The sequence below is a fragment of the Niastella populi genome, assembly GCF_002078015.1.
GTDB lineage: Bacteria > Bacteroidota > Bacteroidia > Chitinophagales > Chitinophagaceae > Niastella > Niastella populi.
In genome coordinates this window covers 26,673-53,547 of the sequence record NZ_LWBP01000001.1, presented here as the reverse complement: position 1 = coordinate 53,547, position 26,875 = coordinate 26,673, and the positions used below count along the sequence as shown (strand labels likewise).

The window sequence follows — 26,875 nt, the reverse complement described above, 5'->3', positions numbered from 1 at the left end:
TATACCGGCGAAAGAAGCTGCAGCATGCAGATCAACAAACCCTCAGGGCACGTCTTTCCTTTTAAGCAGTGGCGTTATAAAGTACCTGAACAAAATAAAGCCGATGACAATTCCGGAGATGATGATCAGCAGTAAAGTACTGAAGGGGATATTGATGCAGTTGGGGTCGGTGCGGCAATCGGCACCCAGCGCAAAACTGCCCGAAACCCCGAACAAGGGAATCAGATCGTTGGTAAAGCACCACGTGAACCCCGAAAAAACAAACAGGGCGCTGAACAAGATCAATATAAACGCTACCGTTTTTTTGTATTGCCAGTCCTCCCCGTTATACCTCAATCCGGCCACGTAAATAAATATAAATCCCAAACTAACAAGCAACAGACCCACTGTTATATACAGTAAAGTAGTGGTAAGCCGGCTGTTTATATAGTTAAATTGTTCTTTCAGGGATGTGGGGGCGACCCGGCCATTCTTCGCTCTTATCAATGAGTCGATCTTCAATTCGCTCAAATACGAAATAAGCACCTGTTCCCGCTGACTTGCGCTTCCATCGCCTTCATAGTTCTGGTAACAGGTAGCACAGGGATTCTGGAGAATATATCCGTATAAGGATAAATACCTTTCCGCCTTTTGTAAAAAAGACAAACCGGCAACGCTTCTTATTATACTGTCCTGCAGGTAAGTAGTATCGGCAAAGGCAAACTTATACATAAGCTCATCTCTAAGCACTTTTAAACCTTCATCGTAATTGATGCAAAAAAGAGCTGCGCCGCCAAGGCCGTTATTCAGTATGAAATCATATTTTTCTCCCAGTGTAAATTCATTGTCGTACCATATACGGCCTACCCGGTTGTTTGCATATACAGTGTCAATGTAAACGCTCGAGGTTTCTTCATCGTAAAAAGCTGCTTCGCCATATTTATTCTTTATGGTGCTTATGTTTAAATACCCGGTAAAAATATCCTGTTTCAAAGAAGCGTCCCGCATTTGCCAGCTTGTTCCACGGTATGGCAATATCAATACCATTTTATTTGCTTTCACACCCTGCGACTCATACCAGGCAAAAGAATTTTCAATCGTATTGTATTGGCTGCCTTTCAACGGCGCCAACGGGCTGCATACCGAAGTTGTATTGGTGGCAAAGTCGATAAAAAATTTATCGGCCGCTTCGTCAAGGGCCTGTATGTCATAAGCACCGGCAAGGTCAACCCGCGGAACGGTGAGGAACAATTCATACGAAGCATTGTATTGCTGCAACGCGCCGGAAATAAATAGAACAAGATCGGTAAACAAACGGCGGTCCTTCTTTCTCAGGTTTTTATAGCTGAGTACAATACCCTTTGCGTGGCTTTTTTTCAATAGCACAAGCAGCGTGTCGACACATGTTTGCCAGGCGTTGGCGTTATAAAGAAAAGATGACCTGCTATCGCTGTTATGTACCAGCACGGAAAAATAAACACCGCACCCTGCAGCCTGTGCCGCGCTTATGGCGGGCGAAGCGTACAATGGCGCTTTATTGATAATATCACCTGTTGTTTCGTTTACAAACAGGGAATGATAAATAAATGAATTTAAAGTTTGTAAAACAGGTGTGCCGGCAAATGAACCGGCGTCGCTATCATAAAAACCGAAAAGCGCAGCCCTGTTCTTCAACGTTACGCTAAACCTTTTAATTACGCTGTCTGCTATTTTCCGGGTATGAATTATTCCCGCATTGTTATCTCTTATTTCCCGCAGCTTTTTTAACACTTCCTGCTTTTCTTTTTCCTCTTTATCACCAGCCTCTTTTTCCCTCAGCAACGGCATTATCTGGCTGGCAAGCGTTTCGAGGTCCTTATCAGAAAAACCGTTTTCCGGCTGCACTGAATTTTCACCGGGCATTCCGGCAGCTAAGCCCTGATCGGCCAACCTGATCGTATTTATGATCTTCTTCAGGGAATCATAATGCTGGTTTTCCTTTTTTTCGAGCTCATGAATGATCAATTGAATATTATTGGCATTGGCAGTGATCGAGTCCTGTAATCCCAGGTTTTCAACGAGCGTAAGAATGCGTTCCCTTTCTTTTTCCCTTGCGTTCTTTGTAAATTTTATTTTATCGAGAAGCACTTTTACAAAGCTCTTCCTGGTTTCTTTTTTCACTTCAGCCCCATCAACAATTGTTTGAGCGTTTGAAGTAAAGAATAGCAATAAACAAATTAAACAGGCTGCAGCATGTGAAAATCTTTTCATAATAACACAACTTCATAGGTTAAAAGTAAAAAAGCCGCCATGTTGAAGCCCGGGTAGAAATACCTGTTTTGAAATTCGGGTAATTGTACCGGCAATCTGTACCGGCGCAACCTGTACTTTCGGGTAGGAGAAGGACCATACATCCTGTTATACATTGCGCTATTTAAAATCCGGTTTATGAACTTTGTACGCTTTATGCTGGAATTTCCTCCTTTACTGCTGCTGATCATCATTGTGCTGCTTTTCTCGTTAACCGGCATTGCCTGTACGTATTTCTTTCGCAGGTATGTGAACATGAAGCCACTGCGTTCGCACAATGAGCTGGTAGGTTACATCTTTGCTACGGTTGGTGGTTTTTACGGGTTACTGCTGGGTTTTGTGGTATTTCTTGTATGGGATGCAGTAAATGAGGCCCAAACCAATACCAACCGTGAAGGCAGCATAGCCCGTGCTTTATACCGCGATATAAAATTTTATCCCCAGCCCGGCAAAGCGGCGTCACTGAAAGCATTGTATATAGATTATATACGATCGGTGGTAAATGAGGAATTTCCTGAAATGGAAGCAATGAAGCCAGTAACCGCCAACAACCACGTCCATTTCAATGCGGTTTTCCAGGAAATGGTGAAACTTGATAAAGATGCCTATTTCAGCGAAATGTTCAGGCAGTTGAATGAGCTGGCTGAAAACCGGAGTTTACGTTTTCTCGACGCCACCTCTTCTATCCCACTGGAAATATGGCTGCCATTATTGATGGGAGGCGCTATTATACTGATCTTCGCCGTGCTGGTTGATGTGGAAAGCAGGCGCCTGCATATAACCGCTAATGGTTTATTAGGTGCGTTTATGGGGTTGGTCATTTATATCATCATTATTCTCGATCATCCCTTTACCGGTAAACTGAAAATTGAGCCGGAAGCGTATAAGGCCATTCTTCAGATGGAAAAAACCGATGCGGCAAAACCTGTTTAAACCCAATCATCTTTTCTATGGACACATTACAGGCCAATGCCGTTACCGCTGCCAGGGAACTGGAATGGTTCTCGGCCATCCTTACGGCCCGCGGCGCCATTTCATTCAATAACGACCCCAGCCAGCCGCCGGTGAATACGATCACCCCTCCTGCCGTCACCAACGACCCGTCACCCTACGCTGCCGTTATCCGCCAGTTCAATTTGTCGCATGCAGAGCGTTTTGTGCTCATCCTTTCCCTCGCGCCGCACCTGCAGCCCGAACTGCTCGACATGTTGCTGATGAAGAATGAAAGTACCGGGCATCCGTTCACCCAGTTGGGCGGACAAAAAAGCCCGGGAGGCTGCAACCTGCCTACGGGCGAAACGGCGGTATTCCTTTTAGCCGGCAACGATCTGCAACAGCGTTACCGCCTGCTGCACCTGTTTAACGATACACACATTTTTCACACGCAAAATATACTGAAGTTACAACCCGTTGCACCGGGTGAGCCACGCCTGAGCGGATTACTTATACCCTCAACCGAATACCTTACCCTGCTCACTACCGGGGAAAAATTCAGGCCCGACTTCACCGCCGGTTTTCCGGCAAAGCGGTTAACTACCGGTATGGAGTGGGCCGACCTGGTGGTAGATGATGAAGTAATGGCCGAACTGGAAGAAATAAAGACCTGGCTGCAGCACGGCCCTACCCTGCTGAACGACTGGGGTTATGCCAAAAAGATAAAACCCGGTTTCCGGGTCTTATTCTCAGGGCCGCCCGGCACCGGCAAAACGCTCACCGCCGCCCTGCTGGGCAAATGGGCCGGCATGGACGTCTACCGCATAGATCTTTCGATGGTTGTGTCAAAATACATAGGTGAAACGGAAAAGAACCTGGCCAGCGTATTTGATATGGCCGAGAACAGGAACTGGATCCTGTTCTTCGATGAGGCCGATGCATTGTTCGGCAAACGTACCAATGTGTCGGATGCGCATGACCGGCATGCCAACCAGGAAGTGTCGTACCTGTTACAGCGAATTGAAGACTATAACGGATTGATAGTGCTGGCCACCAATTTTAAGAACAATGTGGATGAAGCTTTTGCCCGCCGATTCCAGGTAATGATCGATTTCAAAAAGCCCGACGAGCACCAGCGGCTGCAATTGTGGACAGTCGCCTTTTCCCCACCCTGTAAACTGGCGCCGGAGGTAAGTTTGCCCAAACTGGCAGCAGACCATGCCATAACCGGCGCCGCCATAATGAATGTAGTACGCTGGTGCTGCCTTCGGGCCCTGGGACGTAACACAACGGAAATTTTTTTGCCCGATGTTAAACATGCGATCCGAAAGGAAATGCACAAGGAAGGAAAGGCGGTGGTATAAAATAAGTTTTCATACAGTAAAAAATATCTCTTATGCGAACTGTTATCCTGAAGAAAAAAGACGACTCAAAAACCAACACTACCGACACTATCATCGGTAGCACCGCCAACCCACTGCAACCAAAGCAGCCGGCCAATAATCCCTTACAATTACAGACAGAAGAAACCGCCACCTCACAACCCAAACAGAACAATACCGGCTTACCCGATAACCTGAAAGCCGGCGTGGAAGCACTCTCGGGTTTCAGCATGGATGATGTGAAAGTACATTTCAATAGCGAAAAACCGACTCAGTTACAGGCGCTGGCTTATGCGCAGGGCACCGACATACATATAGCACCGGGACAGGAGAAACACCTGCCCCACGAAGCATGGCATGTAGTACAGCAAAAACAGGGAAGAGTACAGGCGACCATGCAAATGAAGCAAGGAATAGCGGTGAATGATGACAAGGGGTTGGAGGAAGAGGCTGATGTAATGGGTGACAGAGCAGTTCAAATGAAGACTGTTGCACATGGTGAAGGATGTGGTTGTGCCGGCTGCCAAAAAGCGCCGGCTATCACAGCTCATTCTGCCCCATCGCAACTAACTGCGGTGGTTCAGGGTAAATGGAAATGTAACGATTGCGATGAAGAAGGGCCGGGAAAACCCAAAAAAAAATGTCCTGAATGTAATTCTACGAATATATCAGAGGTTCAGGAGGGAAGACAGGCTTTTGGCACCTGGTGGGAAAATCTGACCTCTGTTAGACGACAGGAGCTGCTACGAGAGCATGGCAGTCATGAGGAGGAAGGAGGGCTTGTGACGAAAAAAAATCAGGGCGGAGGAGGAAAAGGCAATCAGCATTCAAATGGAGTAGCAAACGCTATGAAGCAAATTCGTAAAAAATACGACCGCGGTGAATATGACTAGGAAGTCATTCAATTTGCCAGACAGTTCCCTTTTATTGATCATTGTTTAATGAGCAGTTAATCTCATCAATATGTCAGTTGCAGCACCGCTACAAAGTAAGCCTTTCAAATATGTAACACCCACCACCGGAAAAGCCGGCAGCAACCCGGTGCAAATGAACCGGGTACCCTTGCAGTTAAAAACGAGAGCACAAAATCCGTTGCAACTAAAACAACCTGCCAGTAATCCTATACAACTACAGACAGCAAAATCACAGGTGGTTCAAAGAGTGGAGCGGGAAGCAACAGTAGTTTGGGAAATTACTCACCTCGTTGAAGAACAGGAAGATAGTTTATTCGGTGGAGCCGATGCACTGGCAAATGAGTTGCCTGTTAATAAGGGTGGGCAGCTAACCAAAGGGCAAAAACTTCTTTTAGATGATGAACCCGTAATGTTGTCACGCAGAGGGGCAAACCAGGAAAACGCCGGGAAGCGGGCCGCGGATAAGAAGGGATCCCATTCTCACCAATGGATCCGTGTTTTGGGGATCATAAATGGCGATGGTGGAAAAATAGATCTTTCGAAACAGAATGTGTATGTAAGGAAAGAAACCATAACCTTCACATCCGTGGCGCCGGATAAAGGCAGGCCGGCGCCAAAAGACATAGAAGTAGTTGAGGTAGAGAACTGGGAAGAAGAAGAAATGGATGCGGCATTACAGCAAATAAACGATGAGTGGATAGCATTAGGAAAAAAGAAACGCAGACGTAGCGTGGGACTGGAAAAGAGGAACAAGAAGGAGATGGAGAAAAATGAACTCTGTTCGTGCCCGGTTTGGGACCAGTTTGATGAAGGACCTGATGTAGCCAGTGATATGATGAACGAAGAGGACAGGCAACCTTATGGGGTAACGAAAAAACTATGGATCTATAAAGCTGTATATAAGGGCGAAGGAGAACCGATAGCAGTAATGATAATAGAGACACGGGCAGATAAGCTGAAAGCGGGTGAAGAAAGTGATGATGAAGAGATAGAAGGACCTCAATACCTGTACGTCAGGTGGCTGGTGGGCCACCCCGCAAAAGGCGGTGGCGGCAGTGAATTAATTAAAAAAGCCAAAGCGCTATTGGAGAAAGAAAAGCTTAAGACAATTAAATTAGAATCTGCTCATTCTGCCGCAGAATGGTACAGTGACAAAGGCAAAGACTTTACAGATAAAGGACCGGCGGATCATAACTTCACAGGTAAGGGTTGCGGATGCAGAGAGATGGAATTCACACGAAAGGATACCTGAACATTTAACCCAAAAGGGCAAATTAATAAAACATACTTCTATGCAACCTGTTGCATTACAGAAAAAACAGGCCTCCCAACCTGCCGTTACAACAAACGGCAAAGCAACAAACAATCCACTACAGCAAAAGTCCGCTGGTGAGAAGGATGATCCATTGCAAATGAATCCGCTTCAACTAAAACAGCCAGCTAACAATCCAATCCAGCTGAAGCAGGACTTACATGAAGCAGCTTGTACCTGCGCAACATGTTGCCCGGTACAAAGAGTAAAAGTCCCTGACACCCATGACCACAGTGATGCCCGCCGGTATGCCCAGGAAAGAGTTTATAGTAAAACACCTATGGTTAGTGGGGGTAGCGGAAGAAGAGTTGCGACGTGCGAGGCTTGTAATAAAGCAGAATTTATGGACCGGTTACAGGTTGATCACATGGTCCCCGAAGCATTTTTGCTAAAACTTCTTGACGTATATAACGAAGATAAAGCCAGAGGAGAAACCATTGCCGATGAATTACAGCTTGACTGGACAAAAAGGGATGAATTCGATTCCTCTTTGACCAATGAGAATTTCTCAACAAGCATGAGAGAAAGATATGGTAACTATAAAGTAAAAAAAGGACTGGATTTCAAAGGCTATCAATATGAGGTATTATCAGACACTAATAACTTATGGATGCTTTGCCCTGAATGTAACGGTAAAAAAGAAAAAACAGATAAGTTGTTAAAGGTGGATTATGAGGCACTCAATGATTATTACAAGAATGGAAGTAAGAACCGAAAACAAATCATGAAAAAACATTTAAGCAAATGGATCAAAACCGGTTATTATTGGGACCCTAAGGCTGTACAACAGAAAATCGACATACCCAATTCACCAGGCTATTCAGACCCTGTAGAAATGGATTTGTAAAACCTTGAACAGCGAACAACACCTCACACCCACTCCACCTCCACCGGCTTATCCATCCAGCTGAATTTGATCATCCCAAAAGCCCAGGGCAGCGTTTGCAGTATCATATCATAACCGCGCTGCTCTACCCGCAGCGTCCAGGCCGCTTCGGTTTCGGTTAGCACGCCTTCCCGGTGCAGGAACGAGACCCTGAAGCCGTCTACAGTGGAGCCGGATAATTTACCCGACCGCTGAATGACTACCTGCAGCAATTCGGCCGACAGACCGGTTTCGTTCGGTTCGGGGGTGATTTCAAGTGGCAACGGTTCGTGCAACGGATAGTTGCACAAAATTTTGTTGAGTACCAATTCATGCTCCGGGTGCTCCGTGGTGTTATAAGCCAGGTACTGCAACAGGTGCACCGCCCTCGCCTGCGCCTCCCGGTTCACAAACTGTCCTTCGTTCATCAGGTTCAAACGCGTGAAGTAAGTGCCCAGGAACGGATGCAACAATACCAGTCCGGCATTGGTAACATATAACTGCTCCGTCTTGTTTGAAAGCATCGGTTGCTTTTGCCGGGCTTCCTTTTGCATTTGTAATTCCTGCTGTAATTGCCGTTGTAGCGCTTTGTTCGTTTCTTCCTCTTTTTTGCGGGCTGCCGCTTCCTGTTGTTTTTTCTGCACCTCTTCATCTGCCCGTTGTTGCAGGCGCCGCTCCGGCACCTGTAGCATTTGCATTATTTCTTTATCAACAGCAGGCAGATTGATACCGGCCTTTATTTTACGTAGCAGGTCCCTTAAAAGTGTTGCCATTCCCTCCCCCATTCCGGCTTTTGCTTTTTCAAGCAGGTGATTGAACCCGGCTTCACTGGCAATTGACCGGTTGCCGGCCATTTCCTTTATATACTGCAGCGCATCTTTTTCCATATACGCATCTAAAAAGAGGCTTGCCTGTTTAAACTCACCGCCTTTGCCTGAAGTAAACAAATGATGAAGGCGCATCCTGGCAGTAGCTGAATGCTTATCGCTCTGAAGCACCCGTTTGAGCCCTTCCCGGTTTTCATGATACAACAACAACAGCATAGCTTCCAGCAGGTTGTCCTGCTCCTGCCTGCTTCCCGTAAGCAACCTGTCGGGAAAACGATTCCAGGTTAGATAATATTCGAGGAGACCGATTACCTGTTGTAGCCGGTCTCTACCAGATACAGCGGCCGCTGTACCTGCATATGACCGCAACAGGGGATCCAATTGGTCGTGCCGGATACGGCCGGCGGCCCCTGCTGCTGTAACTGTATTGCCTGCACTAAATAAGTCGATCGCCCGACCGAAGCGCCTGAGTGTTTCATCGCTTCCCGCATTTATCAACGCTGCGCTTTCCCGGCCGATGGCCTCACGAAAAAGATCGCCGATCTCCAGTCTGTCAATCGTTGTTACATATGCCAGGTGTTCAAGCACGAGCTGGTAAAAATGAGTTTCATTAAATGCATTATACCCCTGTTTTATATAACTGCTCCATACCGCATCGAGCATTGCATACTTCAGCGATTGCCAGCTAATGCGCCGCAACGCAGGTATGGCTTCAATAAACTGAATGGTGAGCTCAACAATTGCCATCGCCCCGTTCCATCCGGGCAAATGACTGAACACTTTATACAAAAGCGGCTCGGGGAACTGCCATACGAACCGCTGTTTCGATCGCTGCTGCATGCCGGCGCTTTTCAATAATTGCAGCGCATCTTCAACCGAATGCGTATACAACTGTTGAAGCAGGGTGCCGGGCGCCTGCCCGTTCTTTTCTTTTACCCACCACGGCATCGCGCCATGTTGCAAAAAGTAATGCAGTGCATCAGCGATCGAACGGTTAACGCGGGTAGAAAAGGTACCCGATGCAGTTACCCCGCGCGAGCCGGGGGCAAACTGCTCTTCCCGGTAAATATCCCGGATCGTTTGAAAAAATGACGCCTGCTGCGAACCGGTTATGTTTTCCGCCGGCACGGCTTCATATAAAACTGCCAGCAGATCGGGAAAAGAAACATTGTAATGACCGGCCATCTGGCGCAATACACTTTTAATGAACATCCTTTTGCTGAATATACTTTCCCTTTCTTCAAGCAGATACGTGAGAATAAAAAAAGAAACGGCCCGCCTGAGATCGGTGCCGGCAGCCATTACCAACTGTTTGTCGTACTGAACTTCTACAATATTTTTTTTATACACGATTATAAACGGCGCTTCTACCGGCTCAAGCACCTCGAACACTTTTTGCAGCGCTTCTTCCGTTAACTGGTAAGCCAGTCTTTTGCGTACAGGATGTTCACGGCCTAACCTGCGCAGCAATAGGTTCAGGCCATCGCGGTCGCGTTCATACAATTCATCCAAAACTGCCTGCCAGGTGAAAGCGCCTTTCGCTGTTGCCTGCTTCGGCAGCCGGCCGGTAACTAAAAAATATTCAACCAGGGCCAGCGCGCCGGCTGCAGAAGGCGTATGCTCACTGGCATCATTACCTGTATATTCAGCCTGTATGATCGAAGACCGGCTTTCCATAAAAAGTGCCTGTATCAACCCAAACAGCGAACCGGTCGACCGGGCAGCAGTGACCGCTGCCGGCAATGCATCGTACAACACCTGCAGCAGGCCGGTAAAGGAAATATTGTAATGTGCAGCCATCTGGTACAAAACGCTTTTAATGAACGCCTTTTTGCTGAACAGGCTCTCTTTTTCTTCAAACAGGTAAGTAAGTATAAAATAAGCGATCGCCTGTCTGAACCCCACTGCATCTGACCTTACCAATTGTTTTTCCTGCTGTATGGCCTCCATTTTCTTTTTGTAAGCGAGTATGAACGGCGCTTCCACCGGCTCTGCAGCCGTAATTATTTGTTGCAGATCTTCTGCGGCCGACTGAAAAGCCAGCCTCACCCGCACTGCCGGCAAACGGCCCAGTTTACATAACAGGCGGCCCAGTGCATCCCGTTGCCGCTTATAAAGCTCCTGCAGCATCACCTGCCACGTCAGGTGCGGATGCACGGAAGCCTGCCAGGGAAGCGTTCCGGTCGTTAAAAAATATTCCAGTAAAGATTCATATCCGCCGGCCGCAGGCAAACTTTCAAACCCGCCGGCGGCCGGCTGCCCATTGTTGTCATTTAGCAGAAACACCGCGAACTGCTCCGCCAGCGCTTTTTCCAAACGCTTTGGCAATTCGGTTTCCAGTTCGTTGTACGACAGCCTGCCCAGGTCGAGCAACAGGCTGTCTTTCCTGATAAGCACATCCTCCGGAACCGTTCTATAAAAAAAGCTTTGCAACAATGCATGAAGCTGTTGATGGTATAAACGGCTGATCCTGTTTTGCAGCTCGTAGCCTTTCTCTTTCGATGAAAAGCCAATAGCAAAGCCCAACTGTTGTATGGAAAAGTACTGGTTGCTCATATATTGCCATGCCAGGGTGCGCCATTGGCTATCAGGAACCGGGTAAGTTCCTGCGCATGCGACCGGGTACCTGCGCTATCGGGGTCGGTTTGTAACGCCTGCAGCCAGTTGAAGTAAAGGCCATCGAATATTTTCAGTTGAGCAAGCGATAACCACAGGAACGACACCCGCATGTGGGCAGGGCATTCTTCCCTGAACAGCGCCGCTGCCATTTCACGGAAACCTTTATCCTGAAAACGCGCGGGCCACGCCGGTAAAACGATGGTCATGCGAAAACTAAAAAAGTCTTCCGCTATTCCGGCGCCATCGGTCAACTGTACCGTATACTCAAACGAAGGATAAAAATCGGTTGGCCGCCGGGCAAACTTCACCAGGTTATCGATAAGATGTTCTATCGCTTCTTTACCGGGCCGCACAAAGGCAGGTGTGGCCCACCTCTCTTCCGCCGCATGTTCAGGTGCGCCACACCTTTTATCGTTGTAAAAAAGGCAAAGGTCCTGTAACCGGTTGGCCGTTGTTTCATAATTGTCGTTTGAATAGTTTGCCGCTATCGTCAGCAGTTCATTTACCGTTGCTTCCCTTTCTTCAAATGGCTGCGCCTGCCATTGTTGTATCAACGGATTATTTTCGGTATCGGCAAATGTAAACCCGTATTGCGGCGCCGTAACCGGTGGTTTCAGCAGCAGGTGCTCCAGCACATAAAATCCCTCGCTTTCGATACTCAGTTCTTTAAAGAACCGCACCGTATTTTTCAGCGCCCGTACCGCCTCGTATTCACTTGCATGTTTGCTTATCCTGCTCCACCCTGTACCGGCCGGATGCTTAAACAACAATACCTGTTCGCCCGTTGCGGTCGACCGCGCAGGCACCATCCTGTAGTTATTCAATTCAATGGCCGATTGAAACAATTGTTCGGTTTGCCCCTTAAATGTAATGTGGCTGGTAAGGGAATCCTCGCTTATACCGGGTAAAATATCCAGCACTTCCTCGTTCAGGTTAACGGTAAGGGGTTCCGCTGCCGCATCGTTCTCATTAACAGCTTCCGCAAGCAGTAATTGCCGGCTTAACCGGCCGGGAACTTCGCTCAACCTGCGTCTTGCGCCATTCCTGATATGCAGCAACAGCGACATCTTCTTTCTAAACCCGTTCTCCGTGTTTTCATCCTCATGCAAAGCATAATAATTTTCCGCTTTCATCCTGTTGCCGGTAAATACCGGAAGATGTTGAAGGATGGCCGCTTTCCACGCTATCTCCAGGTCGGTTCGTTTATCTGCATTCTCCCTGTCATAATAAAACTCATACATATAAACCGGGTGTTTATCCAGGGCAATATTGAACCTTGCCAGTAAATGATCGAACACCCTTTTCTTCCGGTCTTTATACTGCGCATCGGTTTCTATAAATGTATGTAACGCACGGATAAAAGCATTTTCGGGATCGTTTTTAAAACGTTCCCAGTCAACCATACTTACGCCCGGGCTTTCGGCTGTAAACGCATTTAGTATATACTTTGCATCGGGAACGCTGTACAAAGGCTGGGCATAATAGGTAGCGCCGGCCCCCGTAGTGTTTGTAGAAAATAGCTGGCTGATATTGGCTAACTGGGAAAGCGAATTGGCCAGTAACTGTTCAAAGAACATCAGGAACGCTTTCAACTGGCGGCTTTGCGCCACCCTCGCGGGCTGGCGGCTTCCTGGTACAACTTCTTCACTGATGCCGTAGATGGCCGGAAATAAAGTTTGAATGGAAATATATTCTTGCAAACCTTTATACACCCCGTGTAAAGGAGCAGCTGTTCTTTTTTGTACGCCGGCTGTTTTCAGTTTCCTGTTTATGCCATGTTCTTTTTTAAGCACGTCGGGTTTCCTGATATAAAGCGGGAAATTATCATTATACAGGATTATATCGGGGTGCGTGTCATCGATGATCACCAATGGAAAATGCCGGTCGTCAAACTGCAGTACTTCCGAATGGTAGTGTGCATCATCGATAGACAGCAATAACTTTTTAACACCGGTAACCCCTTTGATGCCCGAAATGGCTTTTACCAGTACAAAAGGGTCCAGTTCTTTTATCCGCGGCTTCAACGAACTGTCGGGAATGATCCCATTTTCAGCCAAGGGGCCGGAATAGATCTCTTCTATGGCGTATCCCTGGCCCAGCAATTCGGCCTCCGAATATCGCGTAACCGTGGGGTTTACCGTTTGCGCCACGGCTTCATAGATCGAGGCCAGCACACCTTCTGGAAAGGCATTTTTCTCTATGATCACTTCCGCTTTTATATAAACAGGCTGCGGCTGCAATACCCGGAAGCACTCGAAATGCTCGCCGATGTTCCTGTTTGCCTGCAATAGTTCCTTTACAGTACGCACCAGGCGTTCTTCGCTATAGTTGCTCCCGGTTTGCGCAGCCGGTTCAATAATTACTTTATAGATCCCTTTACTGTGTGTTGCCGTATAAGAAGAAGTGACCGGCTCGAGCCACACATTGCCTAATTCCGGGATGGAATCTATCAGCAGCTTCCGGTAATCATCAGGGGTAAATGCGCCGGAAGAAAGCACTTCTTCCTTTGGGAAAAAAAAATTCGCTTCCCGGTCAATCACCCCGTCGGGGCCGGCCAGGATATCGGCAATCGGGAAGGTGGTCCTGTAAGCCACATCAGTAAGCGCATAACACAAATATTCCAGGATGGTAACGCCCGGGTCGTGCAGGTTGAAATCACTCCAGTTGCTTCCCGCAAATTGTTGTATCAACTCAATACCCCTGGTTCGTAAGAAGGCATAATCCAACGCCGGCTCCAGGGCTTTCCTGTCTGTATCGATCACAATATTTTTTGGCGGTTGAGGAAGCATTCCCTACACAGTTTTTTGCGATGCGGTTAATAGTAATATGCCGGCGGAAGGAACTTTTCGTCGTCCCACAATTTGCTTACTTTATAATAGATAAACACATCCTGCCCGTAATTACGGCCGGTGCGTAACTGAAGCGCATAATCGTGCGTGCCTTTACTTTTCCACCTTATACCGATCCTGTTCCAGAATGAACCATAACGGGCACTCACCTTCCTGATGCTGCCGCGCGACCTGCCGAATGCGCTCAACGCCCAGGCATGAAGAATGGCAAATTTGCCAAAGCCTTTTTTCCCGGTACGGGCAATGAGCTCGAAGGCCTGGCAGTTGTCCAGTCCTTCTATTATCGAATGCCATTTGCCGTCGGCCGGCACCTGCCCCTGCAAATACGTACCTACCCTGCCCTCTATGCCAACGAAACCGTTTACCTGCAGTTTGTATTCTTCCTTACACCGCGTACCTATACCGGCACTGCCGTTTACATGAAAAAAGAAACTTTGCCGCTCTTCGTTCTCCTCATTGTTCTCACCGGAAGGCGTGAAACGCAAACCGGCCATCTCCCGTTCATCTTTTTCCATAGAAAAGAAGGGATTCAGATCATCTACGCTCCTGTATAAAGTAACGAACTTCGTAGAGCTGCCGCGGGGTGCAATGATCAGGCCGTTCTCATCGTCTTTTGCAAACCCGTCATCCTGTTTGTTGAGCATTGAATCTATGAGACTGGCAAAATGATTTTCCGTGGGTATTTCGCCGTTACGAAAATACTTTTTCAGGTCTTCGCGGCTGTATATTTTCTTTTTAAACACGGTATTGGTTATTTAGTCGTTATAAATAGTAAGATCGTACAGCTCCGTTGAAAGCTGTGCGGCAGTATTGGCTTCCCTTTCTTCATTACCTGGCGACTGATTCACCAGCAGGCCGCTGCCGATCGTAAACCGGCCTATTCCCGACGGTTCGGCTGCTGCCGGCGCCGGCTGATCCATCACCGTCAGCAGGTGATCCCGGGCCGGGATGAGGATAGCGCCCGGTATCGACCCTTTGATGGTGTGTACATCGTTTACAGAAGTGTCGGTAACCTGTGCATGCAGTCTTTTGCTAATTTTATTCATCACCTTATAAAAATGCACCAGGGAAAAACCCGTTATATAGTCTATGTACTCCCTGTTCTGCAGGTAGTTTAAAATTTCGGCAACATATATTTCGGAACCGATCTGAAAATCGTGGCTGGCATTATAAAGCCAGGGTGAGATATATTTTTTTATATCCTCATTCATCTGGTTCAGGTAATAGCCATTGCTTTGATAAACGCCATTGATATTTTTAAACCGCACGCTGGCAACCACCATAATTTTTTCATACACCGGGTTGCCTACCTCTACTTTTACAAAGCCTGAAACCGCATGGGCAACGAACTTTTTTATTTTATATAACAGCGACAAATTAACCCTCGGCTCCTGGCTGATAAAGCCCCCGTCTTCTCGCTCCCTGGGTATTACTACCAGGTGCAGGTCAACGCCGGGGATCACCGCATTGCTATTGCCGGGGTTATAACATTTCACCATCAATATCTGCGGAAAAGCATCCAGCACCGCCTGAGTAATATCGAGGGCAGACGATAACCGCTGTTTATGCCTGAGCCTTTCGCTCACTCTTATATTGTACTGCAAACCGGTTTCCCCGGGCTGCCCGTGGAATGAAGGAAAGAACTGCCGCACTTCTTTAATACCCGCCCGTTTGCCTTTAAATGCTTTTACCGAACCTGCAGGCAGCGTGTACGCATGTTCGGGAAACTGGTGCTGCCCGGGCAGGCGAACGGCGCCAACGGCCTGGGCAAACAAGGCGATCACTTTTGAACGCACCGAACTTTCCCCGGGCAAAGAAGCCCTCAGCCAGTACAGGTCAGGGTTCAGGATGGTATTCCCCTTCTCTATATCACCGGGTATTTTCAATGTCACAATGCCTGTATTGATAAAGTTGTTGGTGGTATCCTGTATGATCCATGATGCCGGCACCGGGTTCCACCTGTTATTGACCAGGTAACTCCAGTTAACGGTTTCGGGTTCATGCACGCTGTGGTGAAAGTTTTCCTCCGACAACTGGAAAAGAAGCGATAATTCCTGCCCCGGAACCAGGCCCGTTAACCCGATGAGCAAATTGCTTTCCTGGTCGGGCGGCGGTACAAAATAATTATAGATCGAATTTTTGCCGGTAAAGAACGTATGGTACCCGAAAGGATACAGGTGAATGAGCATGATCTCTTCTTCCACCGTACCGGCTCCTCCGTTGGTGAATTCGGCATGCTCGAGGGTGTAATCTATTGAAAGGGATCGTATAACGGGTACATACGGCTGATTGGGTATCGCATGGTCTTTGGTAAAGCGTTTTGCATTGTGCATTACCGTTTCGGTAAATACCAGCGGGTACAACCGATGCCCGAATGCTTCATGCGGCGCCGACAGTTCAAGCCGCAGCGCCCCCTGTTTATAAAATGTCGCTGCCGTTTCCCACTCGCGCTGCAGCGCCTGCGTATTATCGAACTTTATCTTTTTAAAATCGATGCCCGAAATGGTGGTACAGGGCTTTATCCGGCTCAGGTGTGGCGCACCTTCCCCCGCTCTATCCTCAAACAACCGGAACTCCTGTTGTTCTTCCGGTGAAACGACCGCTTTTGCATCAGCAACGCTGTTCAATTGAATTTTGAACACCCCGTTCGTGAAGGGATAGTTATATCCCTGGTAATACGTTTCAAACCCGCCTTCCTCTTTCGGCAGATCGAACCAGTTGATCCTGATGGAGAACCGGGTTGTGTACCGGTTAAAGATATTGGTGTTTTTTATATCGAGGTAAGCGCCGATGGCTGGAACCGGCCCGAACGGCTGAAAAGGCGATCCACTATACAGTTCCCCGAGATTGTTCTTTAACTTAAACAATTTCGATCCTTCCACATTCACCTTTATGGTTACCCGTTCTATAATAAAATAAGAGAGAAAGCTGTAGGGATGATGAAAAGAGGAGTTATTGAGCAAAAAACGGATAACCGGCCAGGCCATGTCGAATCCATACCCATGCAGGTTTTTGTCATAAATGCCAACCGCTTCTGCGGTTGCGTTCAATTTGAATTTTACTTCAATGAAGCGGTCGGCGTCAGCGCCCGATGAACAGGATACCACATAGTTTTCGACGGCTATCCATCCCGTGCTACCGGTGATGGCAATAACGAACGATTGATTGAGCAGTTCAGGGATCAATACGTCGCGGTTTATTGAAGTGGCTTTTGCCAAACCTTCCACATGCTGTTCGAACCGGCTGAATGCCTGTTCCTGTATAAAGAACTTTATCGAAAATTCGCGTTCTCCGTCTTCTACAAAAAACAGGGGCGATGCAGCCAGCAATCCTGTATCGGCTTCGGTCATCGTTCTTTGCCCGGCAGGCAGTTCACTTTGCGCCGAACCCAACAGCGGCCATGCTTTGGATGACACCGCATCTTTTAAAAAGTTTGCCGGCTGCCATGCGGCATAGTCGCCTTTATACACCTGCATCTCTCTTACGGCGCCGGCGCCGCCTGCGCGCTCGCCGGGGTGATTGTCATTGCTGATGAAGATCGTTTTCAATTCCCTGATCTGCGCGGCGGAGATCTGTACATCATTTTCAAGGGCATACAGCAATTGTTCCCGGGATCCCTCTATTTCCGCAACCAGCAGTTCTCCTTTATTCAAAAAAAAGTTATCGGCCGTATCATCCGGTTCCAGCACCAGGTGTACTTTATCGGGGATCTCCTTTCGGGGTTTCATTCCCACTATATCCTGGTAATAATAATCGAGGTGTTTTTGCAGCAGCTGGTTAACGGGCTTTTGCAAATGCCCATACAGGTGCAGGAACGACATTAAAAGGGCCACATGGGGATCGTATATATTTCCTTCGGGTCGTTGTTCTTTTATGTAATTCCGGCAGGAATGTAAAATGGCGGCATATTTTCCATTCAAACCGGTAACCAGCCTGTTGAAGTGAGCAAGCGAAAGAATTACCTTTTCGCGAATGGTTCCGTTGTGATCGAAAGGGTTGCCGGTATCGCCGTCATTTGTATCGTTAACCGGTTGCAGGTACCTGTGCTCAAAAGCGATGCGTACTTCATCGCCTAACAATTGTACCGCCGCCAGGTTCCAGGTATGTAATTTGTTTAGCTGCTGCAGCAGATGACCGGCGTGCCGGGCAGGATGCCGGTTTTCAGCCCTTTCAAATACCGGCTGATATTCCAGTTGAAGCAGAATGAAGTCGCGGATAAAATGAAAAATATGTTTCAACCCTTCGGCCAGCAGGGTTTCATTCTCTGCCAACGACAGGTTGTCGCACAATTTTTTATATTCATTTGTATAATGCCGGCTGTCGAGCCCCGAAAACAGGGCAATAAGGATATCGGGGTCCGACAGTAAAAAATCTTTCCAGTTCCCCTCGATCCTGTTCGAAAAATTATAGTAATTGAACTGCGCTGAAAGATCGACAATGAGCTTCAGCAAATCCGTGGTATTCTTTTCATCGATGCCAAAATAGCCGGCATCGAGCGATGAGAGATACCGCTCCGACTGGCTCATTCCATCTTTGATCGCCGGTTTCAACTCTGTTGCCATCAAAACAGTTTTTTATCAGAAAACATTGGTCCCTTCTGCCATATAGAATGGATATACGATGTTATGTCTGGTATTTGTAGTAATGATTGAATAGTCTATGCGGATATGAATAACTCCATCGTTATCGATCTCATCTAAAAAAACTGCCTGCAGGAATTTTATCCTCGGCTCAAAATTCAGTAATGCATGGCCTATTATATGGTTCACTTCTGTAACCAGGTTGGCGCTCATCTGTTCGAACACCACGTTTTTGATGGGGCACCCGAAAGCAGGCTGCATCATCCGTTCACCCGGTGTGGTTCCCAAAATGATGCGGATGCTTTCTTCTATATCAGCCACGTCGGACGCCATCTGGTTGGCGTTATTGATGCGGTCGAACGACGGGGGAAAACTCCAGCCGCGTCCTAAAAAAGTATTTACTGCAGGTTCCATATTTCATCCTCCTATTAATACAGTTGCACAGCCCAGGGTAATTGTTCCGCCATGGGCGGTAATATCGCCCACCCGCGCAGCCGGTTTACCACAAATTAAAACGGTGGCCGACCCCTTCATAATTGAATCGGGCGGGCCGGTACATACCGCGCTATCGCCCATCACCGCTGCCGGCATATTGCCGATCAGCACTGTTGGGGCGCCCGGTCCAACGATGGGGCCGCCCACATGCGGTACAGGCGGAAGCCCCGGCGTCACCATCGGGCAGGTGTGCAGGTCAGTTATACGCGCAGCCATCATTCCCATACATCTGTTTTTGGTGTTAGTAATTTAGAATAGGGTATTTTTCTCGTTGCCTTGTTGCCTTGTTGCCTTTTTGCCTTTGCCTTTCTGCCTTTTTGCCTTGTTGCCTTTGCATTCTGCCTTGTTGCCTTTGCCTTTATGCCTTGTTGCCTTTGCCTTTATGCCTTGTTGCCTTTGCCTTTCTGCCTTTCTGCCTCGTTGCCTCGTTGCCTCGTTGCCTCGTTGCCTCTGCCTTTATGCCTTTTTCTCAATTAATCATCACCATCGCCCCTTTTACGGTAGTTTGTCCTGAAGCCGAAAGCTCTGCGGTAGCCGTGCCTTTTGCGGTAAAGCCAACCTGTGCGGTATGTTTTACATTTAATCCCGCCAACTCTACATCGCCGCCGCTCGCATTCAGTGAGATCTTACTAACGGCACTGAGCTTTAAATTTCCCCTGGCATCGATCGTGATATCCTTTGCACTGCTCAGGCTGATGCCCTCGGCATTCATTTTTATATTGTTGCTGTTCTGGTCTTTTATTTCTATCGCTTTGTCCTGGTCGCTGATGGTAATGGTATTGGCGCCCGGCGTTTCAATTTTTATGATCTTGTTCTGATCGTCGAAACTAACCTTCATTTTACTTTTGGTGGTAATGCTCTTGATGTAATTGTTTTCATCGGCGGCCGGGTTGGGCGCGGCATTTTTTGCGCTGTACAATGAACCGAGGATCACCGGGAAGCGGGGATCGTTATCTAAAAAACCCACCACCACCTCGTCGTTCACTTCAGGCAAAAAACCCAGGCCGGCTGATGAAGTAGCATAAAAATTAGCCATTCTTGCCCAGATGCCGCTGGCATTCTGAGCGCCGGAAGAAAGCGTTACCAGGATCCGGTAGGCAGCCTGCGGATCTGCCGACAGCTTTTTTACCGTTCCTATTTGTAAGCCCTGTACAGCAGGCAACTGCCCGGTTGCAGGTGTATAGGAAAAACCAGGGCTTTCCGCCACCTGCCTGCTTTCCAACCCGAATTTGACGGTCGTTTTCCATATTCCCTTTTCCAGTTCATGCACCACCCCCGCCACAAAAGCATCGCCATTGAATTTTTTGCCAACCCCTTCCAGTGTTATCAGGCTGCCGGTCTTTACATCGGCATTACCTATAAAACTAACCCGGCCCTTAAAAGCGCTTAACCGCATCCGCAATAACTTGCCATCGGCCCATGCCTTCAGTTCATCTGCCGTCAAAGCGGCGGCGGCATGCAGGTTAAGTTTCACCTGGCTCAGTTTGGCCGACAGGTCTTTGGGCTTCAGGTTGCCCTGTTCATTGATCGAAGGCTCGGTAGCTGTCGATTGCAACAGCGCCTGGGTTTTGCTGTCCCAGGCTGCAGCTTCTATAGCCGGCGCCTGCCCCTCTACGTTCAATTCGGCGGTAAAGGCCATCATCGATTCGCTGGCTGCTACCCGTAATACCGGTGAAGCGGTAAGCAGCGGTTTTCCTATTTTCACCGTATCGCCATCCAGCAGGATCAAAAAGCCGTTGAATTCCGCCCTCGATAATACCAGGTCCCAGTCGGTAGCCTGTTTCTGAAAGAAGTTCTCATTTTGTATAGTGGTACTGTCTACGGTTGCATCCAGGCCATAATTACCCAGTATGCCGGAGATGATCGCACTGTCTGTTTTGTCTTTAAACTCGGCCGAGCTGCGGTTAAAGGTCAAACGCACGGCCTTGTGTTTGCAGAAGAGCCTGAGCGTATAAGAAGTAACGGAGCTGATCTCGATCCCATGTTTTACGATAACCCCTTCAAAAATGGCCTTCTCCCCTTTATCGCCGTACCCGGCCGTAATTTGTATTTCGCTGCCGGGTGCAAAGTCATCGCCATCGGAAGCTTCAAGCGTTGCATTGTCAATATCGATCTCCCCGCTCAGTACTATTTCCGCGGTGGAGATCCTGTTTATTTCGTGAAAAATAGTAATGGCCATAATGCCTGTGTTATCCTTGAGGGGGGCGCCGTTTACAGTAACGGTTACCCGTAACGACAGGTCATCGATATTACTTTCAGGTGAAGGGGCCGGCATATCATTTCTTTAGTGGTGGAAAATAGATCTTATCGCCCGGTTTAAGTGCAAAAATGCTTTTCAGGTTATTTATCTGCGCCACCTGAAGATAATAAGCGCTGTCGCCATAGATCCTGTAGGTCATCAATGGCAGGGTATCGCCCGCTTTCACCGTGCGGTAATGCGTGAGGTCGGGCGATTCCTTTACGGCCAGTTTGCTTTTGGTCTTCAGGTCGATCGACGATCCGATCACCAGGTCGATAAATGCCCGCAAAGCGCTGCCATCCGGTTTGAATAAGGTGTACCTTACCTTGAACGACTTACACACGCCGGTATATTTCAGGTTGCCCCAGGTCACCATCAGGAAATTGGCCTGGTGCATACTGCCGTTGAATTTGTATACCACATCGGTAAATGCTTTGATATACGCATCCACATTTTGGTAGTTGCCCAGTGAAACGATGCCGGTGCCGTCTACGATAAGATTGTTCAACGACAACGTATCATCGCCCATGCCAACGAAAGCTTTGGTATTCCCGGAATCGCCTATCAGCTCAACATCCTTATAGGTAATGGAGCAATTCCGGGAATAACCTTCGGGATTTATAAAGGCTTTGACCGCATTCGACGTTGCTTTGGTACAGGCCGCATCGGAAAAAGCCTGGATCTGGAGTTTTTCGAGCGCCATATTACCGGGTAAATAAATTTTCCAATTTTGATTCTATCTTTTTCATACACTCCTTCATGATCTCTTTTTTCAGCTCTTCATACCGCTGCCTGTCGTCGCCGTCATGCTTTTGCGTGGCTTCATCGATCTCTACCTTTATTACCAGTTCGCGTATTTCCAAAGGCATAGTAGTTGTTATTAACCTGTTCTTACAAAATAATCGTAGGCAACGGTAAGCGTTTCAATAGCCAGGGAATTCTCCAGCGCCTTGAATTCGGCAATCTCTATCCCAATGGGAAAGGCATTTTCGACCCGCCATCTTATAACGGGCGTTTTTTGCTCGTTGATGAGGCTGATATAGATCTGCTTTGGTTTGAAGGTAAAATTCCTGACGGCGTCGTTTATCCAGGTATAGAACTGGGAACCTGTTAAGATCCCCCGCCTGAACACCAGTTCGTTATACGCGGCGCGTTTGGGGAACTTGTGCACATAATCATTTACACCGCCTTCGTTTACCGATTCAAGGCCCAGCTTTACCACCAGCCCGCCTACATCTCTGAAGCTGCATTCGCCTTCGTTGCTGAAACCCGGGATCCTGACCTCGAAACTAAAAGCTACCGGAATGGAATATGGGGTTGGCATGGTGAACTATTTTAATAACGGTACCGGTTAACTGGCTATATTAAACCCTTCATGCGCCAGCTCTATGGTTTCTACGGCAGGTTCATTGGCATCGGACTTCATATCCGTTACCGACATCTTGGCCGGGAAAGCATTGGTAAGGTTCCACGACATGGCTACGTTATTGCTTTCATCGAGCAAACTGATCACTACCGTTTGCCGCTCAAAAGTGTTCATCTTTATCTTATTGTACATTTCCCACAGTTTCTTGTCGTCTTTGAAAATGCCTTTTTTCAAGGTAACGTTCCCGAATTTCTTTATGCCCGGCATCTTTACGGTAGAATATACCGAACTGTTACCTACGCGGTATTCAATTACCTGGGTTTCGGAAGCAAGGCCCGTTACTTCCTGGAACAGGATCTCATCGCTGCCGATCTTAACCGAGAACTGAAATTTTACCAGGGGCCAGGTGGTGGCTGCCTGTGCGGCTCCATTGTCTGCCATAAAAGCGTTTTATTAGTGAGTTAATTAAATGGGAATTACGACTGCTGTTGTTGTTGCTGGAATGTAATAACGATAAACTCTGCCGGGCGTACGATAGCCAGCTTCACCGTTATACGCATGATGCCGTCGAGGATATCGGTAGGCGTCATGGTAGAGCCGAGGCCGATCTGTACATTGAACGCCTGTTCGGGGGCAGCGCCGGCCAGGGCGCCCTGTTTCCATAAGTTGAACAGGAAATTGGTGATCATACTGCTAACCGTTACCCAGGTGCCATTATCATTGGCCTCAAACACATAAGCCCGGGTGGCCAGCTTTAACGACTGCTCTATCATGATCAGCGTACGCCGTACATTTATATACCGCCAGTCCTGGCTGTTGCCATCGAGCGTTCTGGCGCCCCATACCAGGGTGCCTATGCCGGGGAACGGCCTAATCACGTTCACCGATTTACCCGAAATAACGTCTACGTTCAATTGCTGCTGCTCATCGTGCGATACATTGATGCAGGGCTCGTTCACCATGCTTACCGAAACGTTCGCCGGTGATTTCCATACGCCTCTTGTGGTATCTATAAGCGTATAAATGCCGGCCATGGCAGCGCTCGGGGGCAGTTCGTTCATTTTACGCCTCAGTTCCTCCAGGATGCCTGAATAGGTAGGGCTGGCCGCTTTCAACGACTGGTGATAATTCTTTCTTGAGGTAGCGGTTACTGCGTCGGGCGGAAGCGCTTTGAACTTCTGTACCACATCCTTTGCGGCCGCTTCGGGCAGCAATGCTTCCAGGTCAACCGCCGCATCGAGGTGCTGGTAATCGAGCTCGTTTGCCTGCACCACCGAAGTTTTCAGGTAGGGATAATAAGCTGCGCCGTAGTTCAATGCGTTCACCCCTATTTGTTCCCTGAACTCGGTTATTTCTTCAGCAATGGTTCTGCCCGCTTTGTGATATACATCGAACAACCCAAAACGGCTTTGCATTTTACTGCAATGCAGCAACACCTGCTGGTATAACGCATAGGCAGCCGCGCCCTTTGAAATGATATCGGGCATCAGTACCAGGGTAGGTTCGTACTCTTTTTCGAGAATAGCGAACACATTCGGTTTGGTTTCGCTGCCAAGAAAATCGTCCATGGCAATCTCGAACCCATCGGGTTTGTCGCCATACGTACCTACCGACAGGATATAACAGGCGCTTCCGCCATTGTAATAAAAAAGCCGGATGGCGTTGTAGAGCAATGCCACATGGTTGGGGTTCACCTGAACCACCATTTGCCGGCCGTCGATCATAAAGGTTTCCTCGCCCGGGGCGGTGGCAGCGTCAACAATGGAATATTTCGACTGAAAGGCGCCGCCAAAGTATTCGGCGAATACTGCCAGCGAAGTAACGCGTGTAGGTTTGTACAATAACGACTTTCCGTTACGCCCGGCCTTTTCGGTATAGCCTATGAATACAGGTACTGCTGTTTCAACCGCTACCGCAGAGCCGGGAAAGGCGTTCTTTTCTTCGATGTACACACCGGGTGTCATCAAGGTAGTTGCCATAATTTTTATTGTTTAGTGTGGTTAATATTGAATGCGAAAACACCTGTTATATAAAAATGTAAGAGAAATTTTTTCCTTTCGATGCCGATACGCCTTTAAGCACCGAAATGTGGTTCCGGTTAGGGTATGGAAGCGAAGGCAACACCACCTTGTACTTTTGCGCCGGCGTTGTGTAATGCTCTACCAGCTGGTAACATGCTTTCTGGTACTCCCGCACCGCGATGGGTTCCGTTGAAAAAAAGGCCATGGCCATTTTGTTATTGGGCAACACAATGGGTTCGGGCCCGGTGAAAACCTGTTTTGTTTCCTTGTGCATGATGGCCGGGTTAACCAGTTCCTGCAAATAATCCTGTGTAAGCACATAACACCACCAGGTTGAAATACCGGCAAATGCGATCTCGAAACTTTGCTCCAGTGCCTTATGTACATGAATGTGCACAATGCCGAAAGGTTTTATAAAATATTCACCGGGGATGTCGGCTATCGACCTGATATTGTCGGGGCCTGCAAACGGGGCCTTATGCAACATGCCTTTACCGGTAACCGGCGCGGCGGTATCGTTTTCAAAAAAGAAATAATTGCAGATCAGGTCCATATCCAAAGCCGAGGTATAATTGAAGAAATCGGGATCGGTATTTTCCAGCAGAAAGGTAAGTTCCCATTCATCTGCCAGGAATTCTTCCCGCGATCTTTTCCGGCCCGCTGTATACGACTCATATAACACATGGATGCCATTCTGGAACAGGTGCATGATGGCCCCGGCCCGTTTCAGCTGATGTGCTGTTTTGCCCGACGGTTTTACCGTGAGGCATTTCAGATCACCATCTAAAAAGAACTCATGCCTGAAAAAAATACTAAATGCTATTTCGTATTGCTGCTGCATCATGGTTTTTGTTGCATCCTGTTTTATAAACCGGTCGATATACCTGTAACCGCCGGCCTGTATTCCCTTATTACCGTGGCATCGAGAATGATCATGCGCATCCTGTACAGAACGGAAGGCATATATTTGGCGCCGAGGGTTCCCCACATATTGCTCAACCTGTCGGGCTCGAACGATTCCAGCTCAAATACCAGTTTATCTATTGCCGCATCGAGCTGCGGCGTATTGGTATGATCGAACACATTTTTTGTTTGTAAAAAGCTGATGACAAACGACAGGAACCTGAGCGATTCGGCATAGTTACCGGCGGTGAAATAACACGACAACAGGATGAACAAATTAAGGCATACCGGTTTGGCCGCATTGGCCACTACCCCGGCGCCGGTGGTATACTCCCTTCTGATACCCATGTCTTTCGTCATGTTAACCAGGGTTATGGCTATTTTATTTTCGCCCTGTATAGCCACCGAACCATCCTGGTTTACGAGTGCCGAAACCACCACCTTATCTTCGGTAATTTTCAGTTTGCTCCTGAAAAAAATATTCATTTCCGCCGCAAGGCAACTCAGGCTCTCGTAGATCATAATGCCCTCAAAAATATTTAACCCGGCCGGGTTAATTACAGGCAGTAATACGGAATAAAAAAACAGGTATTTCTACCTGTTCAATAATGGAGATGAGGGAGGAAGTTATATCTCAGAATACATCGACGATGCCATATTTCACGGCGAACAATACCAGCCCCGCCGTATTTTTACAACCTATCTTTATAAGCAGGTTATTACGGTGCCCTTCAACCGTTCTTGTGCTGAGGTTCAGGCTGGCGGCAATTTCCGAATTGCTTTTTTCTTTACAAATGAGGGCGAGGATCTCCTTTTCACGGGCCGTTAATTCTATTGGAATGGCCTGCAGGTTTTTTACTTTTTTATTGCGGTAACCGGCCACCTGCTGAATGGCTTTCATGGTGGGCTCGTTCATATAAAAACCCACCTGGTGCACGGCGCGGATGGCCGCTACCAGTTCGTTCACTTCGCAGTTCTTATTGAGGTAAGCGCGCGCCCCGGCATTGATCATTTTGGAGATCAGCCGTTCCTGGGAATGGATCGAGAGCACGATCACCTTTATGGCGGGATACCGCTCGCGCAGCAGTTCATTCAGGTCCATGCCGTTGAGGCCGGGCATATTGATATCGATGATGGCAATGTCCGGCGCCTGCGGACTGCCGGCCAGCTGCTGCAAAAAAGTGCCGCCGTCGGCGGCTTCCATTAACAGCTGCAGGCCATCTATCGTTTTCAACAGGGCCGATAAACTCTGCCGCGCCAGCGGCTGGTCTTCTACTATAGCAATGCGAATGGGCTCCATAA

General features: G+C 48.1%; 21 protein-coding genes. 5 read left to right on the top strand and 16 right to left on the bottom strand.

The genetic code is table 11. From position 1 onward, the window contains the following. Positions 1-42: 42 nt before the first annotated feature. Positions 43-2,229, bottom strand: coding sequence for a glycoside hydrolase family 18 protein (locus A4R26_RS00215; RefSeq protein ID WP_081158437.1), 2,187 nt, complete (start codon positions 2,227-2,229; stop codon positions 43-45). Positions 2,230-2,406: 177 nt separating this feature from the next. Here A4R26_RS00215 and A4R26_RS00210 point away from each other — a divergent pair, with 177 nt between their 5' ends. The 5 genes from A4R26_RS00210 (at position 2,407) to A4R26_RS00190 (ending at position 7,656) form a co-directional block, all read left to right on the top strand. Beyond that, positions 2,407-3,201, top strand: a complete 795-nt coding sequence (locus tag A4R26_RS00210; protein WP_081158435.1) for a bestrophin-like domain — start codon at positions 2,407-2,409, stop codon at positions 3,199-3,201. A gap of 17 nt (positions 3,202-3,218) precedes the next feature. Next, positions 3,219-4,565, top strand: coding sequence for an ATP-binding protein (locus tag A4R26_RS00205; protein WP_081158433.1), 1,347 nt, complete (start codon positions 3,219-3,221; stop codon positions 4,563-4,565). A 32-nt stretch (positions 4,566-4,597) separates the two neighbouring features. Next, positions 4,598-5,476, top strand: coding sequence for an eCIS core domain-containing protein (locus A4R26_RS00200; protein WP_081158431.1), 879 nt, complete (start codon positions 4,598-4,600; stop codon positions 5,474-5,476). Between the two features lie 70 nt (positions 5,477-5,546). Next, the gene (locus tag A4R26_RS00195) at positions 5,547-6,749 is read left to right on the top strand and encodes a hypothetical protein (RefSeq protein WP_081158429.1); all 1,203 of its coding nucleotides are present in this window, start codon (positions 5,547-5,549) and stop codon (positions 6,747-6,749) included. A 40-nt stretch (positions 6,750-6,789) separates the two neighbouring features. After that, on the top strand, positions 6,790-7,656 hold the full coding sequence (locus A4R26_RS00190) for a hypothetical protein (RefSeq protein ID WP_081158427.1): 867 nt from the start codon (positions 6,790-6,792) through the stop codon (positions 7,654-7,656). 23 nt (positions 7,657-7,679) lie between these two features. Here A4R26_RS00190 and A4R26_RS00185 read toward each other — a convergent pair whose 3' ends face one another. The 15 genes from A4R26_RS00185 to A4R26_RS00120 all read right to left on the bottom strand — a co-directional run bounded on the left by A4R26_RS00185 (position 7,680) and on the right by A4R26_RS00120 (position 26,873). Then, a complete protein-coding gene (locus tag A4R26_RS00185; protein ID WP_081158425.1) occupies positions 7,680-11,057 on the bottom strand; it encodes a contractile injection system tape measure protein in 3,378 nt (1,125 codons plus the stop codon). Then, on the bottom strand, positions 11,054-13,909 hold the full coding sequence (locus A4R26_RS00180) for a baseplate wedge protein (protein WP_081158423.1): 2,856 nt from the start codon (positions 13,907-13,909) through the stop codon (positions 11,054-11,056). The genes A4R26_RS00185 and A4R26_RS00180 overlap by 4 nt, the downstream gene beginning before the upstream one ends. Before the next feature lie 26 nt (positions 13,910-13,935). After that, positions 13,936-14,712, bottom strand: coding sequence for a hypothetical protein (locus tag A4R26_RS00175; protein WP_081158421.1), 777 nt, complete (start codon positions 14,710-14,712; stop codon positions 13,936-13,938). Positions 14,713-14,724: 12 nt separating this feature from the next. Beyond that, complete coding sequence (locus A4R26_RS00170; protein ID WP_081158419.1) at positions 14,725-18,531, bottom strand: baseplate J/gp47 family protein; 3,807 nt, start codon at positions 18,529-18,531, stop codon at positions 14,725-14,727. A 15-nt stretch (positions 18,532-18,546) separates the two neighbouring features. After that, complete coding sequence (locus tag A4R26_RS00165) at positions 18,547-18,963, bottom strand: GPW/gp25 family protein (RefSeq protein WP_081158417.1); 417 nt, start codon at positions 18,961-18,963, stop codon at positions 18,547-18,549. A gap of 3 nt (positions 18,964-18,966) precedes the next feature. Beyond that, the gene (locus A4R26_RS00160; RefSeq protein WP_081158415.1) at positions 18,967-19,269 is read right to left on the bottom strand and encodes a PAAR domain-containing protein; all 303 of its coding nucleotides are present in this window, start codon (positions 19,267-19,269) and stop codon (positions 18,967-18,969) included. A gap of 244 nt (positions 19,270-19,513) precedes the next feature. Then, on the bottom strand, positions 19,514-21,319 hold the full coding sequence (gene vgrG, locus A4R26_RS00155) for a type VI secretion system tip protein VgrG (protein WP_081158413.1): 1,806 nt from the start codon (positions 21,317-21,319) through the stop codon (positions 19,514-19,516). 1 nt (position 21,320) lies between these two features. After that, complete coding sequence (locus A4R26_RS00150) at positions 21,321-21,986, bottom strand: CIS tube protein (RefSeq protein WP_081158411.1); 666 nt, start codon at positions 21,984-21,986, stop codon at positions 21,321-21,323. A 1-nt stretch (position 21,987) separates the two neighbouring features. Then, positions 21,988-22,152: a DUF5908 family protein gene (locus A4R26_RS34700; RefSeq protein WP_165760106.1), complete on the bottom strand. Its 165-nt coding sequence runs from the start codon at positions 22,150-22,152 to the stop codon at positions 21,988-21,990. Between the two features lie 11 nt (positions 22,153-22,163). Further along, positions 22,164-22,607 carry a phage tail protein gene (locus A4R26_RS00145; RefSeq protein WP_081158409.1) on the bottom strand — a complete coding sequence of 148 codons (444 nt, stop codon included), beginning with the start codon at positions 22,605-22,607 and terminating at the stop codon, positions 22,164-22,166. 27 nt (positions 22,608-22,634) lie between these two features. Further along, complete coding sequence (locus A4R26_RS00140) at positions 22,635-23,090, bottom strand: phage tail protein (protein WP_081158407.1); 456 nt, start codon at positions 23,088-23,090, stop codon at positions 22,635-22,637. 35 nt (positions 23,091-23,125) lie between these two features. Next, positions 23,126-24,628 carry a phage tail sheath family protein gene (locus A4R26_RS00135; RefSeq protein WP_081158405.1) on the bottom strand — a complete coding sequence of 501 codons (1,503 nt, stop codon included), beginning with the start codon at positions 24,626-24,628 and terminating at the stop codon, positions 23,126-23,128. 46 nt (positions 24,629-24,674) lie between these two features. After that, complete coding sequence (locus A4R26_RS00130; RefSeq protein WP_081158403.1) at positions 24,675-25,514, bottom strand: hypothetical protein; 840 nt, start codon at positions 25,512-25,514, stop codon at positions 24,675-24,677. A 20-nt stretch (positions 25,515-25,534) separates the two neighbouring features. Then, positions 25,535-26,095 (bottom strand): Pvc16 family protein, encoded by a 561-nt coding sequence (locus A4R26_RS00125; RefSeq protein WP_081158401.1) that lies wholly within the window; start codon positions 26,093-26,095, stop codon positions 25,535-25,537. Between the two features lie 112 nt (positions 26,096-26,207). Beyond that, positions 26,208-26,873 (bottom strand): response regulator transcription factor, encoded by a 666-nt coding sequence (locus A4R26_RS00120; RefSeq protein ID WP_081158399.1) that lies wholly within the window; start codon positions 26,871-26,873, stop codon positions 26,208-26,210. Positions 26,874-26,875 lie beyond the last annotated feature (2 nt).